We start from the raw sequence: 13,940 nt of genomic DNA on the forward strand, positions 1-13,940 counted from the left end.
TTAAATTGACGAAGCTTGCGCTTCATTCAAAAATGGTAAAACTTATTTTTGCCTCATCGTTCAGTTTTCAAAGTTCGTCTGCCGCTCTTGGCGACTTCATTAATCTATCACGTTTTGATTGTTTTCGTCAACAACTTTTTCACAAATTGTTTTTCTGAAATAATCTTTTGCCGTGACAACGTTTATAACTATAATCTCTATTTACCACTTCGTCAATACAAAAAACAATAAAAATAAAAAAAGATTTACTTCCCATCAACATGATGAAAAGTAAACCTTCTGCTTTGTATTAATCGAGACGGACATAGCCCGTCTTCTCAACTAACGTCTGCCCATCCTCGCTTTCGAGCCATTGAAGAAAATCTTCATATCGCTCTGCCTTCTCTTCCGTAGTCACCGCATAAAATTCAGAAGTCAGTGGATACGATCCATCCTGAATCGTTTCAACGGTCGGTTCGATTCCATCTATACGAAGTAACTTGATTTCATAGTCATGCACCATTTCTGTCGCATAGTATCTAAATGAAAATCCAATCGCATTTTTATGGTTCCGATACGATGAAGTTTGTTGAATGATTCCACCCATCCCTTCAGGAACATCTTCTACCGGCGCCTCCATGAGCTTTTGTTCGCCCATCATCTTTTGTAACGCCGTTTGACTGCCACTATCCTCCGGTCGTTGAAAAGCACGAATGGATTCCGAGTCCCCTCCGACCTCTTCCCAATTCCGAATGTCTCCTGAATAAATACCCCGAACTTGTTCCATCGTCAAAGAATCGACCGGGTTATCTTCATGGACGAAGAACACAAATGCTTCCCTTCCAATCGCCGTCATATGTAAAGAAACGTTTTTTTGTTTCGCAACCTTCAATTGACGGTCAGATGGACCAGCGACGAAAATCAAGTCGGTCTGATCGTTCATCAGTCGGCTGTACGCTTCCGGCGTTGTCGTCGACACGACTTTACTCGTTTGATCATTATATGGATCATACGTTTCCGAGTCCGGATAGACTGCTTCCACGAATGAAGCGTACATCGGATAGAGCGCTGTCGCTCCATCTAATCGCGGCAAACCTTCCTCAAACTTCACCGAAGCCTCGTGATCGAGTCTCGCCAATTGTTCTGAATCCGTGAACGGCTGATAATCCATCAACTCCACACCGCGTTCCTCAATCTTCAAACTATCTTGATACATATAATATCCTTTCACAGAAGCGAAGAGGACAGCACCGACTAACGCACCCCAGCCGAGAACTCTTCGAATCTTTTGTTTTGAAAAGGACGAAAAATCATAGAGTCCCATACATATGATTAGTAGAACGGCCATATACCATATCGTCCAAATAATCGGTCGCCCAAGTGTGATGGGGTCTCCCATCGTAAAAAGGGCGACAAAGACAGAAATCACAATCGTGACAAATAAAATAAAGACGGTTCCCACGCTAAATTTCAATAGTTTCATATAACTGATTTTCTCCTCATTGTTCCTAGGAAAGGGAAGTTAAGCAATCTCATAAAGCACTGCCTCTACCCCGACCCCTTTCGTCGGTCTCGTGACCGTTCGAACATACCCTTTTTTCACTAAAAAACCAATGATGCTTCCAAGGTCGACACGGAGCTCATTCAAATTCGGATGTTCCATCAATTCTGAGAACGTCCACGCTCCGCCTTTCTCCTGCATCGTCTGAAGTAATAACAACGTCCCCGGCAACACTTTCGATTGAATCAAATGTTCCATGCCAATGACGACAAGGTGGATGCGCTGTTCAAGCGATTCTTGTCCTCCGACCAATTCATCGTGCAGCTTATAAATCTCGAGGTCAATGGCTCGTACCTGTTCCCACAATACGATTTCCGGATGAATCCCCGCCTCAAGAATCGAGAGGCGTGCCAGGTGAGTGAGGGCATGATGAATCTGAGTGAAGGCGTCTTGGAACTCCCCTTCTAAAAATAGATAACGTCCGTCTTCAAACCGACGCAACAACTTTGCGAAAGAGATTGAGAGTTGTAAACGTTGTTCCCGATTCGTTAAATTACGGTTGCGCTGTCGTAACTCTAAAATGTACTCATTTCGTTCGAACAAGACGATTCCGTCTTCAATCCAATGAATGGCTCGCCGATTTTCATTCAAGACAATCCACCGATCCATCATCGAGTCACTGACTACGTGCAGGACAATTTTTTCTTGACCGACCTGATATTGTTTCACCGTCCAAAACGGTTCTGGTTTTGCTTCAATCACAATGAGCAGGCGATCCGACTGATCCGTCAACGGATCACGTGCCCGTTTTTTCTTCACCTCAATAATCCCGAGTGTCGTTTTTAATGCAGCATATTCTGAGTAAATGGTGCGAGTCGCATATTCCATCGTCATCTGGACCCCTTCTCTCCCAATCGCAAGTTGACTATATATATGACGATTGTCATTTTCGATACGAATCAAATTCGCCCTCTTTTCAAAAAACTCCTGCCGAAAAAGTGCAGGAACTTCTCACTCGTTTGAAGATGAGCTATGATAGAGACAGACTATTGGAGGGATTCACTCATGAAAAAACGGGGGAACAAAATCAACCGCGCACGTAATATAGCATTACTTCTTATCTTCGGCGGGATCGGTGTCATGTATCTCGGTCTTCTCGCAAAATCCATCACCTGGCTCATGATTATTTTCATGCTTCTTGGATTTGTCATGGTACTTGCGAGCTCTGCTCTTTACTTCATCGTCGGGATGGCCTCGACAAAAGCCATCATCGTGACTTGTCCGAACTGTGAAAAAGAGACGAAGATGCTCGGACGCGTCGACTTATGTATGCACTGCGACGAGCCGCTCACAATCGACCGTTCACTCGAAGGAAAAGAATTCGATGAGAAATATAACAAACGTCAGTCACAACAAACGGACTAACACAAAAAACCACATCCGAGCCGTCGGATGTGGTTTTTTAATGTGTTTGCGATTGTTCAGACTGACAAGACGGGCACGTTCCGTACACTTCAAGACGGTGACGATCAACTTTGAATCCAGTCAATTGTGATGCAACCGATTCGATTTCATCTAATACAGGATAGTTAAAGTCGACGACTTTTCCACACGTATCACAGATGATGTGATAGTGCTTCGACGTCACAAAGTCAAAACGACTCGAGGCGTCCCCATAGTTCATCTCTTGAACGAGGCCCACCTCTTTAAAAACGCGCAAGTTGTTATATACAGTGGCCACACTCATATTTGGAAACCGTGCGGCAAGTGCCTTATAAATGTCATCCGCTGTCGGGTGACTATGCTCCGTGACGAGGTACTCCAAAATGGCCTGGCGCTGAGGCGTCATTCTGACTCCATGTTCCCGGAGCGACTGAACAGCATGGTCAAGCATTTCGCTTCCCACGTCAATCCCTCATTTCTTCTATAAAATTCATGCGAAATAGTTTTGAACATTAACTTATTTCTTACATAGTAATCTTTATAAATAGTGTACTGATTTCTCAACTACTCGTCAAACACTGAGCTTATGCGGTTGACGGCTATGATACAATAAGTGCGAATTTGAATAAGGAGGCAATACATATGACTACTTCATCAAATCGTCAGTCATCCGATGCATTATACCAAGATGCACTCACTCACATCGTCGGAGGTGTCAACAGTCCATCTCGCTCATTTAAAGCAGTTGGTGGCGGCGCCCCTGTTTATATGGAACGCGGCGAAGGCGCCTATTTCTATGATGTAGACGGGAATCGCTACATCGATTATTTGGCGGCATATGGTCCAATCATTACCGGCCATGCCCATCCACACATTCATGAAGCGCTTATGAACGCTTCTTCAAAAGGTTTATTATACGGGACACCACACCGTCTCGAGGTTGAATTTGCGAAGAAACTAAAACAAGCCATCCCTTCGATGGATAAGGTACGATTCACCAACTCCGGAACAGAAGCCGTCATGACGACGGTACGAGTCGCCCGTGCTTACACTGGTCGTGAACTTGTTGTGAAATTCAGCGGTTGTTACCACGGACATTCGGATCTCATGCTGATTGCAGCAGGTAGTGGTCCAGCGACGCTCGGTTCTCCGGACTCTGCAGGTGTAACAAAAGCCACTGCCAAAGAAGTCATCACCGTCCCGTTCAACGACGTCGAAGCGTATCGCGAGATGATGAAAGAATGGGGAGACCAGGTCGCTTGTGTGCTCGTCGAACCGATTGTCGGGAACTTCGGAATCGTTGAACCGAAGCCAGGTTTCCTCCAAGCTGTCAACGACATCACACATGAACACGGCGCACTCGTCATCTATGATGAAGTCATCACGGCGTTCCGTTTCACATACGGAAGTGCCCAACAAGTGTATGGCATCGAACCAGATATGACGGCACTTGGTAAAATCATCGGTGGTGGTCTACCGATCGGCGCTTACGGCGGGAAGGCTGAAATCATGGAGACGGTCGCCCCACTCGGACCTGCATATCAAGCCGGCACGATGGCCGGTAACCCGGCCTCGATGGCGACAGGAATCGCTTGCCTGGAAGTGCTCGAGCAACCTGGTGTCTATGAGAAATTAGACGCACTCGGTGCGAAACTGGAAGCCGGCATCCGCGAGGCGGCAGAAAAGCATGATGTCACGATCACGCTCAACCGCTTAAAAGGTGCCCTTACCGTTTACTTCACGGATGAAATCGTCACCGACTATGAAGGTGCGGAAAAGTCAGATGGTGAGAAGTTCGGACGCTTCTTCAAGTTGATGCTTGAGAATGGCGTGAACTTGGCTCCATCAAAATATGAAGCCTGGTTCTTGACGACAGAGCATACGGAACAAGATATCGAAGAGACAATCGAAGCGGTCAATCGCTCGTTTGCCCAATTGTAAGAAGGAGATGCGCAAGCATCTCTTTTTTTCGTCTAAAAGGGGACATCTTCAAAAAAAGTGTCTCTTTTTACTGAGTACCGTCCCCCATTACAGTAGAACCAAGGAGGTGCTCACCATATGAAATTTAATGATTTTCCATTAAATGTCCGCTTACGACTCGTTTGCGGATTTTGCATTCGAATCGTCGGATCAGCCATTTTCCCATTCATGGCACTCTATTTCTCAGAAGAGTTGGGGAAAGTGCCAGCCGGTATCATCATGACCTCATTCGTTATCGTCGGTTACTTGACCGGTCTATTCGGTGGATACTTTTCCGATCGGTTCAATCGGAAGGTTGTCTTACAGATTGGTCAGGTGATTCAAATCATCTGTTTTCTTGGGATGACCATCGCGATTCACCCATCGAATAACTGGGCACTCATCGTTGCCATCCTCTACTTCGGACATGCCATTTCGAACGGATTGAACTATCCGGCACTTGAGGCGATTGTCATCGATTCTATGGAAGAATCAAATCGAAAAGCCATCTACGTGTATGACTACTGGCTCGTCAATTTAGCGATTGCCGGAGGCGTCATGCTCGGCGGCGCCTTTTATCGCGACCATCGTTTCGCTCTCTTTATCGGTATGACGGTCATTCTCACTGTGACCACAATCATTCTTCAACGTTTCTTGGTCGACACATATACTGGCAACCGCTCAACACCGTCAAACCCGATTCATGGTGTCATCGAAAACTATAAAATCGCGTTACGCGACCGCCGATGGATCACATTCGTATTTGGAAGTATGCTCGTCTTTTCGACCGAGTTTCATATGGCGAACTATATCGGTGTTCATTTAGCAGAGTCATTCGAAAGTCGTCAAATTCTCGGAATACCTGTTGATGGGGTTCGCATGATGGCGTTTATGCAACTAGAGAATACCTTGCTCGTCGTCGCCATCACGTTTGCGGTTACTGCGTTCGTCAAACGTTTCAAAGAGAAGACCATATTTTTCATTGGTTTATCGTTATATATCACAGCATACGCCGCCATTACCTCGATGAACTCCTTTATCGTCCTGACCGTACTCGCGATTATCTTCACAATTGGCGAACTCCTCTACTCGCCGATTCGACAAGTGAAACAGGTTGACCTCCTCGACCCTAAACGCCGTGCCTCTTATCTTGCATTCGGCGGCCTCACGTTCCACGGAGCCAAATTGGTTGCCGCGGCAGGCATTGTCGTCGGCGCGTTCATCGGTCCGGTCTTGATGAGCGGTTACATGTTCGTCTTCGGTGCCCTCGGTGCTTACTTGTATTATGTATCGCTCTATAAGATGCAACCTGCTCGCCAACTCGCTGCTTGACGTTTAACATGAAGACAAAACGGTAAAACAGTACGATGAAGGAGGCGAAGTACTTGCCTGCGATTGTTTTATTTGATGGCGATTGCAACTTCTGTGATGCCAGTGTCCAGTTCATCATTCGTCATGATCGACACGCCTCGATTCACTTTGCTTCGCTCCAAAGCGAGGTCGGTCAGTCGCTCCGAACACGACACCGGATCCCGGAATCAGTCGACAGCATCGTCTATATTGAGGAAGGGGTTCCTTACTTAAAATCAGACGCTGCGATTCGAATTGCCGAACACCTTGATGGCCGTTGGCGCCTGCTTCGACTCATTCGTTTCATACCTAGACCGATTCGTGATCATGGATATGCGTTATTCGCCAAACATCGGACACGTCTATTTGGGAAAAAGGAAGTGTGCACACTCCCTTCCCCGGATGTTCGTAAACGATTTTTAGACCGCTAAAAAAGTCGAGCCCATAGGACTCGACTTTTTTTTTATTATTCGACTACGGCTAAATCTTGAATCATATACAGGTCATAATACGCCCCGCGACGACGCATCAACTCTTCATGCGTTCCCGTCTCCATGATTTGACCGTTATCCACGACGACGATTTGATCGGCGTCCGTTATGGTCGACAAGCGGTGGGCAACGATTAACGTCGTCCGTCCTTTCGTCAGACGGGCCAGCGAGTCTTGAATCATCGCTTCACTTTCTAAATCAAGCGCACTCGTCGCCTCGTCTAAAATCAAGATCGGTGGATTCTTCAAGAAGACGCGTGCAATCGCAAGCCGCTGCTTCTGTCCACCAGACAGTTTGACACCTTTCTCCCCGACCGGTGTCGCATATCCGTCCTGTAGTTTCGAGATGAACTCATGGGCGTTCGCTGCCTTGGCCGCCGCGATGACTTCCTCATCCGTTGCATCCGGTTTTCCCATCCGAATATTCATGGCAACCGATTCGCTGAAGAGGACCGAATCCTGCATGACCATCCCAATCTGGTCGCGGAGTGCACGTAATTTGAAATCACGCACATCGATGCCGTCGATTTTGATGCTTCCATCCGTCACGTCATAGAAACGCGGAATCAAACTGACGAGTGTCGATTTCCCTCCACCGGACATTCCGACAAACGCCACGCGTTCCCCGGAGCGGATTTGAAGGTTCACATCGTTCAACGCTCGTGTCCCGTCCTGTTCATACGAAAAACTCACATGCTCAAGGTCGATTTTACCCGCTGTCGACAACGGGACGAACCCGTTCGGTTTCTCCTCGATATCATATGTCTCATCCAAGAACTCAAAGACACGGTCCATCGAAGCGACCGACTGCGTGAGTGTCGTCGCCGAGTTGACGAGACGACCGAGCGGCGCATAGAGTCGGTCGATATACGCGATGAACGCGACAAGCGTCCCGAGCGATACCGCTTCTTGAATGACGAGCCACGATGCCGTCGTGAAGATGAGGATCGGCGCGATGTCAGTGATGGTCGATACGACGACATACGTCTTGGCGTTCCAACTCGTATGTTTGAGTGCCGCGTTCAAGAAGCCACCGTTCTGTTGTTCAAATGCCTTATTCTCATATGGCTCTAGCGCAAAACTCCGAATGACCGCCATCCCGTTGACGCGCTCTGTCAAATGCCCTTGTAGGTCAGCGAGTGCCGCCGACCGTTCACGCGTCAAACGACGCAACCGTCCATAGAAATAGCGGACTGCGATCGCGTAAAACGGAAGTGGTAAAATCGCAATCAGCGTGAGTTGCGGGTCAATCGTATACATGATCCCGATGGCGATAAGAATGGTGATCATGTCGAGCCAAATATTCATCAGACCGGTGATGACGAAGTCTTTCGTCTGTTCGACGTCGTTGATAATCCGTGAAATGATTTGTCCCGTCTTATTGTTTGAATAATAGCGGAGTGACAACTTCTGGACGTGGTCGAATAACCGGTTCCGCACATCGAACAAGACACGCGTCGCGGCCCACTGCGCCAAATATTGACGCAAATACTCGATCGGCGGCTTGAGGACCAGGAAGACGAAGAAAACGATGCTGAATAACCAGACGAGCGTCGTGTAGTCCTGCTTCGGCGCATCATCCGTCAAATAGTTATCGATGACATATCTATAAAGTAACGGTAATCCGAGCGGGATGGAAAACTTCAAAATCCCGACGAAAATGGTGAGGGCAATCTGTTTCTTATACGGACGAACAAACTGCAAATAACGTTTAATACTACCCATAATGCCTCCTGACTTAAGAAAAAAAGCGGAGATGAGGAATCATCTCCGATAACGTGCTTCGTATTCGCGATACCATTCATCGACGAATGTTGGGTTGAACGGCCCTTTCCGTCCTCGAATCCAGTTGATCAGTTCTTGCACGTTCTGCTTCAAGATTCGATCAATCGCTTTCGGATAATTCATCTCGCGACGATGCCGCTCATATTCATCTTCATCTAAAATCGTATACGACATATCCGGGAACACCTTGATGTCCAAATCGTAATCGATGTATTTGATGGCACGTTCATCCCCATCAAATGTAGTCGGCGAACCTAGATTACAGTAGTAGTAAATCCCGTCTTCGCGAATCATACAGATGACATTGAACCAATACTCAGATGAAAAGTAGCAAATTGCCGGCTCTCGCGTTCTCCATTGCCGACCGTCTGACTCGCTGACCATGATGCGGTCATTGAATCCGATCATATCCGTTTTTGACGACTGAAGGACGAGCGTTTCTTCCCAAACGCGATGCAAAGTTCCGTTGTGCTTGTAGCTCTGTATCTCGATTTTGCTACCTGCTTTGGGAAATAAGCTCATAAGCTCCTCCTTTCCGCTATGATGCTATACAATTCTCATATTTAATTATAGCGACTTTCAGAACCAATGAAAAAGGAAATCTCTTATTTTCATGAATTTAGTGTTTTTTGGAAGGCCCGCGCCCGTTCTTGGAACATCGGCCGAAGCACGAAATACTCGACGAGTATGTTCGGAACATAGCTATCGAACGTTACTTCATCGATCATGACCGCCTTACCATCACGCGACTCAACCCGATGCACGTGTGTGAACCGCTTGAACGGAAACGGTAACGTCTTTCCTTGATCGCAGAATGCCTGGTTCCCCACAACGGTGATGGCACTGGTCCATGGCAGTTCCACCGGACCGACCCCAACGAACAACTTCACTTCATTCCCTTCGACCGAGGCGCCGTCCCCCTCTAAGCGTACTTTAGGAAACTTTGTCAGCTTCGTCAAAAGCGAGGCATCCTGTAACAAATCCCAAAGCACATCTACCGTCGTATCATATGTCGACTCTACCTCAAATCGTCTCACGTTCGTCACCTACCAATCGTTCTAATTTTTGTTGAGCAACAGAAACCGTCTTCACCTCGCGTTCCGAAGCGTCTAGCCAGACGACGTCATCCGTCGGAAGCGTATCGACACGATATAAATCGATATACCAAACGATATGAGAGAAGACATGCTTCACTTGCCCGAGATACGTTCCGTTAAGTTGTTCCCCCGTTCCTCGATCCATAAGCGGATATTGCCACATCCCAGCGAGCAACCCTTTGTCCGGTCGTTGTTCATATGCGATTTTTCCGTCTTTCTCGATGCATAGCGCGTCATACATTTCGACACGTGCTGCTCCCTTCTTCGTTTTGACCGGTAGCTCATCTTGTACATGATGCGCATATGCATAACAAGTGTCTTGCACGGGACAGAGCGAGCACATCGGATTTTTCGGTGTGCAGACCGTAGCACCCAACTCCATCACTCCCTCGTTAAAATCGGATGCGTGAGTCGGGTCCATCAATCGACGAACGACTTGTTCGAAGATTTTGCGTGTCTTCGGCAGTGCGATGTCGTCATAGATTCCGAATTGACGGGACATCACGCGCATGACGTTTCCATCCACAGCCGGCTCCGGTTGGTTGTAGGCAATCGACAGTACGGCTCCCGTCGTATACGGTCCGACCCCTTTTAGTTTCTCGAAACGTTCTTTCTCCTCCGGGACGATTCCCTCGTAAACAGAAGCGACTTCTTTGACCGCTTCATGTAAGTTCCGGACGCGAGAGTAGTACCCGAGCCCTTCCCAATACTTTACGACCTCATCCGTGTCAGCAGCTGCGAGATCTTCGAGCGTCGGAAAGCGTTCCATGAACCGGTTGTAATATGGGATGACCGTATCGACTCGTGTCTGTTGCAACATCACTTCACTCACCCACACGCGATAAGGATTTTTCGCATGACGCCAAGGTAAATCACGCTTTTCGCGATTGAACCAGGTGACGAGTTCCTCGTTAAAATGATGAATATTATAATTTGTGAACAATTTATCAAGATTAAGCATTGTGTTTCCCCTCGTTTTAAAAATATTGTATGATAAATAGGAATAGATGACGTAATTCTTTCATTATTGATGGAGGTGCTGACGCACATTGGATACTGCGACACACATTGGTATGGGACTTGGATTAAGTGCCATCGCGACGCTCAGCCCGGAAGTGTCAGGTGATGCACAACTGTTTTTAGCCATGACAGCCACGGCTCTCGTCGGCTCACATGCACCAGACTTCGACACCGTCTTTAAGTTAAAAGGAAATAGTACGTATTTACGCCAACATCGTGGTCGTTCACATGGAATCACCGCGCTTCTTGCTTGGCCAATCATCGTCAGCGCCGTCATCGGGACGGTCCTCGGCGTCAATCCTGCCTCTCTATGGGTCATGGCACAAATCGCCGTGTTGCTCCATGTCACGGTCGACTTGTTCAATGCCTACGGGACGCAAGCGCTACAACCTTTTTCGAAAAAATGGATCGGCTGGGGCGTGATCGGGACGTTTGATCCGTACTTGTTCTCCGCTTATTACGGTGCATATGCATTATGGATGATAACGGGTGCGACTGTCCCTATTTTTGCACTGCTTATTGCGCTTGTCATCAGTTACTATGCCATTCAGTTTAAATTACGTAACCGTGCGCTCGCTACCGTGGCGAGACACTTTGCAGGGGCACATGAATTGTTCATCTCACCAGGAATCGGTTGGGATGACTGGCATGTCGCCGTCCGTTTCCGCGATGGTCTCGGAGCCGTAAAAGTAAAAAAAGGCAAAGTCATCGAATGCGGTCGCTTCCGCGACAAACCGATGCCAGGAGAAGAAGACCTCCATTTCGTAGAGGCTCGGAAAAATGCTGACTTACAGGCGTTCCTCGAATTTTCTAAAATTCACACGTACACCGTGACACGCCATAACGGGATGATCGAATACCGCTTCACAAACTTGCGTTATTTCTCTAAAAACATGTATCCGTTTGTTGCCGTCGTTATCGTCGACGAGCAGACGAATGACGTGTTGTCATCGTTTACAGGTTGGGTGTTTAGTGAAGACAGCCTTCAGAAAAAATTGGTATACGAACAATAAAAAGTCGCTCAGATGAGCGACTTTTCTTATGCTTCCGATTCAGTGAATTGGAGCTCGAACTCGAATTTGACTTTCTTATCGACGAGGACACCACCCGCCTCAAGCGCTTGGTTCCACGTTAATCCATAGTCCTCACGGTTGAGCGACCCTTCTCCGGAGAAGGCGTGTTTCGTATTGCCCCATGGGTCTTTTGCGCTTCCCTCATACTCCACTTCAAACGTCTCTTCCCGAGTCGTTCCTCGAATCGTTAAATCCCCTGTCAATTCGAATTCTCCGCCTCCTTTTGAACGGAAAGAAGTGGAATGAAAGACGAGATGCGGATGTTCCTCGGCATTGAAGAAATCGCCTGAACGGAGGTGATTATCCCGATCCGTGTTGTTGGTGTCGATCGATGCTGCCTGAATCGTCACTTTCACACTCGCATTCGCTAAATCGCTCGGCTCACCGTTCGCCTTAATATCAAATTCTTTGAACTCGCCCTTCACCTTGGAAATCATCATGTGCTTGACCGTGAACGTGATCGAACTATGCGCCGGGTCAATCTGATATGTCTTAGCCATCGTGACTCACTCCTTATGGATGAATTAATGTGTACAATCTAGTCATTTCCACAAATCTTGAGTTCAAAACGTCTTTACAAAAGATTGACAAATTATTGTCAAAAAATTTTGACTTTTATCACATCATACCGTTACGATCAAAAAAAGGGAGTCGTTCGCTTACTGCTAAATGTAAGCGCATACATAACTCCTTTATCTCGTATGAAAAGGGAGGAACGATCATGATTTATGAAGTACCGAACTCAGCAGGAACGAAAGTACAGTTTAAGGACCGTTATGAGAACTACATTAACGGAAAGTGGACCGCACCGGCTGGTGGAGAATACTTTGAAAACACATCTCCTGTAAATGGGAAAGTATTATGTGAAGTCGCCCGCTCAACGAAAGAGGATATTGAACTTGCTTTGGATGCCGCTCATGCAGCCAAAGACGATTGGGGCAAAACGTCTGTCACGGAACGTTCTGTCATCTTGAATAAAATTGCAGACCGCATGGAAGAGAACCTCGAAATGCTCGCCTACGCGGAAACATGGGAAAATGGGAAGGCCGTTCGGGAAACGCTCAACGCTGACCTTCCGCTCGCCATCGACCACTTCCGTTACTTCGCAGGGGTCATCCGCTCACAAGAAGGTGGCATCAGTGAACTCGACCATGATACGGTCGCCTATCATTTCCATGAGCCGCTCGGTGTCGTCGCTCAAATCATTCCGTGGAACTTCCCGATTTTGATGGCGGTGTGGAAACTCGCGCCGGCACTCGCTGCCGGAAACTGTGTCGTCTTAAAACCGGCAGAACAAACCCCTTCTTCAATCATGGTTCTCATGGAACTCATCGAAGATTTATTACCACCTGGTGTCATCAATATCGTGAACGGTTTCGGTCTCGAAGCAGGAAAACCGCTCGCATCGAGTGACCGTGTCGATAAAGTCGCCTTCACGGGTGAGACGACAACGGGTCGCCTCATTATGCAATACGCTTCTCAAAACATCATCCCTGTCACGCTTGAGCTTGGTGGAAAGTCACCAAACATCTTCTTTGCCGACATCATGGACGCGGATGACGATTTCTTTGATAAAGCGATTGAAGGTCTCGTCATGTTCGCCTTGAACCAAGGGGAAGTCTGTACGTGCCCATCTCGCGCCTTGATTCAAGAGTCGATTTATGACAAGTTCATGGAACGCGTGCTAGAACGCGTCAAAGCAATCAAGCTCGGCAACCCACTCGATGCCGATGTCATGATGGGTGCACAAGCGTCGAACGAACAGATGGAGAAAATCCTGTCTTATCTCCAAATCGGGAAAGACGAGGGCGCAGAATGCCTAATCGGTGGAGAGCGCAACATGATGGACGGAGAGCTCGCGGATGGGTATTACATTCAACCGACGATCTTCAAAGGCCATAACAAGATGCGAATCTTCCAAGAAGAGATTTTTGGACCGGTCTTATCCGTCACGACGTTCAAAGACGATGCGGAGGCACTCGCCATCGCGAACGATACGCTTTACGGACTCGGGGCAGGCGTGTGGACAAGAGACATGAACCGTGCATATCGCTTCGGTCGTGAAATTCAAGCAGGACGTGTCTGGATCAACTGTTACCACTCCTATCCGGCACATGCTGCATTCGGTGGTTACAAAATGTCTGGGATTGGACGTGAGAACCATAAGATGATGCTCGGTCACTATCAGCGTACGAAAAACATGCTCGTCAGCTACAGCGAACAAAAACTCGGGTTCTTCTAAG

General features: G+C 47.6%; 14 protein-coding genes. 6 read left to right on the plus strand and 8 right to left on the minus strand.

Features of this window, described 5'->3' with window-relative positions:
• Window positions 1–289: 289 nt before the first annotated feature.
• Both KNO72_RS11020 and KNO72_RS11025 read right to left on the minus strand, forming a co-directional pair.
• Entirely contained in the window at window positions 290–1,462 is a 1,173-nt protein-coding gene (locus tag KNO72_RS11020) for a substrate-binding domain-containing protein (RefSeq protein WP_078146396.1), read from the minus strand.
• A 39-nt stretch (window positions 1,463–1,501) separates the two neighbouring features.
• Window positions 1,502–2,443: a nucleotidyltransferase-like protein gene (locus tag KNO72_RS11025; protein ID WP_251028330.1), complete on the minus strand. Its 942-nt coding sequence runs from the start codon at window positions 2,441–2,443 to the stop codon at window positions 1,502–1,504.
• A gap of 102 nt (window positions 2,444–2,545) precedes the next feature.
• On the opposite strand from KNO72_RS11025, the gene KNO72_RS11030 reads away from it, so the two are divergent.
• Window positions 2,546–2,905 carry a YgzB family protein gene (locus tag KNO72_RS11030; RefSeq protein WP_031421140.1) on the plus strand — a complete coding sequence of 120 codons (360 nt, stop codon included), beginning with the start codon at window positions 2,546–2,548 and terminating at the stop codon, window positions 2,903–2,905.
• 37 nt (window positions 2,906–2,942) lie between these two features.
• On the opposite strand, the gene perR is transcribed toward KNO72_RS11030, so the two are convergent.
• A complete protein-coding gene (perR, locus tag KNO72_RS11035; RefSeq protein ID WP_031421138.1) occupies window positions 2,943–3,374 on the minus strand; it encodes a peroxide-responsive transcriptional repressor PerR in 432 nt (143 codons plus the stop codon).
• A 191-nt stretch (window positions 3,375–3,565) separates the two neighbouring features.
• On the opposite strand from perR, the gene KNO72_RS11040 reads away from it, so the two are divergent.
• The 3 genes from KNO72_RS11040 (at window position 3,566) to KNO72_RS11050 (ending at window position 6,663) form a co-directional block, all read left to right on the plus strand.
• Window positions 3,566–4,864 carry a glutamate-1-semialdehyde 2,1-aminomutase gene (locus KNO72_RS11040; protein WP_015880900.1) on the plus strand — a complete coding sequence of 433 codons (1,299 nt, stop codon included), beginning with the start codon at window positions 3,566–3,568 and terminating at the stop codon, window positions 4,862–4,864.
• A 117-nt stretch (window positions 4,865–4,981) separates the two neighbouring features.
• On the plus strand, window positions 4,982–6,214 hold the full coding sequence (locus tag KNO72_RS11045; RefSeq protein WP_214758173.1) for an MFS transporter: 1,233 nt from the start codon (window positions 4,982–4,984) through the stop codon (window positions 6,212–6,214).
• A gap of 53 nt (window positions 6,215–6,267) precedes the next feature.
• Complete coding sequence (locus KNO72_RS11050; RefSeq protein WP_015880898.1) at window positions 6,268–6,663, plus strand: thiol-disulfide oxidoreductase DCC family protein; 396 nt, start codon at window positions 6,268–6,270, stop codon at window positions 6,661–6,663.
• Window positions 6,664–6,698: 35 nt separating this feature from the next.
• Here the strand turns inward: KNO72_RS11050 and KNO72_RS11055 are convergent, their stop codons facing one another.
• The 4 genes from KNO72_RS11055 to mutY form a co-directional block, all read right to left on the minus strand.
• Window positions 6,699–8,447: an ABC transporter ATP-binding protein gene (locus tag KNO72_RS11055; protein WP_047795859.1), complete on the minus strand. Its 1,749-nt coding sequence runs from the start codon at window positions 8,445–8,447 to the stop codon at window positions 6,699–6,701.
• Between the two features lie 39 nt (window positions 8,448–8,486).
• Entirely contained in the window at window positions 8,487–9,029 is a 543-nt protein-coding gene (gene ntdP / locus KNO72_RS11060; protein ID WP_015880896.1) for a nucleoside tri-diphosphate phosphatase, read from the minus strand.
• 89 nt (window positions 9,030–9,118) lie between these two features.
• Window positions 9,119–9,544 (minus strand): hypothetical protein, encoded by a 426-nt coding sequence (locus KNO72_RS11065; RefSeq protein ID WP_078146391.1) that lies wholly within the window; start codon window positions 9,542–9,544, stop codon window positions 9,119–9,121.
• A complete protein-coding gene (gene mutY / locus KNO72_RS11070) occupies window positions 9,531–10,565 on the minus strand; it encodes an A/G-specific adenine glycosylase (protein ID WP_214758175.1) in 1,035 nt (344 codons plus the stop codon). Before mutY ends, KNO72_RS11065 begins: the two co-directional genes overlap by 14 nt.
• Before the next feature lie 88 nt (window positions 10,566–10,653).
• Here mutY and KNO72_RS11075 point away from each other — a divergent pair, with 88 nt between their 5' ends.
• Entirely contained in the window at window positions 10,654–11,637 is a 984-nt protein-coding gene (locus KNO72_RS11075; protein ID WP_015880893.1) for a metal-dependent hydrolase, read from the plus strand.
• A 26-nt stretch (window positions 11,638–11,663) separates the two neighbouring features.
• On the opposite strand, the gene KNO72_RS11080 is transcribed toward KNO72_RS11075, so the two are convergent.
• On the minus strand, window positions 11,664–12,197 hold the full coding sequence (locus KNO72_RS11080; RefSeq protein WP_015880892.1) for a YceI family protein: 534 nt from the start codon (window positions 12,195–12,197) through the stop codon (window positions 11,664–11,666).
• Between the two features lie 221 nt (window positions 12,198–12,418).
• Here KNO72_RS11080 and adh point away from each other — a divergent pair, with 221 nt between their 5' ends.
• Window positions 12,419–13,939, plus strand: coding sequence for an aldehyde dehydrogenase (adh, locus tag KNO72_RS11085; protein ID WP_078146389.1), 1,521 nt, complete (start codon window positions 12,419–12,421; stop codon window positions 13,937–13,939).
• Window position 13,940 lies beyond the last annotated feature (1 nt).

Source organism: Exiguobacterium sp. s123, from assembly GCF_018617075.1.
Lineage (GTDB): Bacteria > Bacillota > Bacilli > Exiguobacteriales > Exiguobacteriaceae > Exiguobacterium > Exiguobacterium profundum.

Bases quoted from the DNA above. Each gene is read 5' to 3' on its own strand.
- KNO72_RS11080 (WP_015880892.1), bottom strand. From the start codon at position 12,197: ATGGCTAAGACATATCAGATTGACCCGGCGCATAGTTCGATCACGTTC.
- KNO72_RS11055 (WP_047795859.1), bottom strand. From the start codon at position 8,447: ATGGGTAGTATTAAACGTTATTTGCAGTTTGTTCGTCCGTATAAGAAA.
- KNO72_RS11020 (WP_078146396.1), bottom strand. From the start codon at position 1,462: ATGAAACTATTGAAATTTAGCGTGGGAACCGTCTTTATTTTATTTGTC.
- perR (WP_031421138.1), bottom strand. From the start codon at position 3,374: ATGCTTGACCATGCTGTTCAGTCGCTCCGGGAACATGGAGTCAGAATG.
- ntdP (WP_015880896.1), bottom strand. From the start codon at position 9,029: ATGAGCTTATTTCCCAAAGCAGGTAGCAAAATCGAGATACAGAGCTAC.
- KNO72_RS11030 (WP_031421140.1), top strand. From the start codon at position 2,546: ATGAAAAAACGGGGGAACAAAATCAACCGCGCACGTAATATAGCATTA.
- KNO72_RS11045 (WP_214758173.1), top strand. From the start codon at position 4,982: ATGAAATTTAATGATTTTCCATTAAATGTCCGCTTACGACTCGTTTGC.
- mutY (WP_214758175.1), bottom strand. From the start codon at position 10,565: ATGCTTAATCTTGATAAATTGTTCACAAATTATAATATTCATCATTTT.
- KNO72_RS11040 (WP_015880900.1), top strand. From the start codon at position 3,566: ATGACTACTTCATCAAATCGTCAGTCATCCGATGCATTATACCAAGAT.
- adh (WP_078146389.1), top strand. From the start codon at position 12,419: ATGATTTATGAAGTACCGAACTCAGCAGGAACGAAAGTACAGTTTAAG.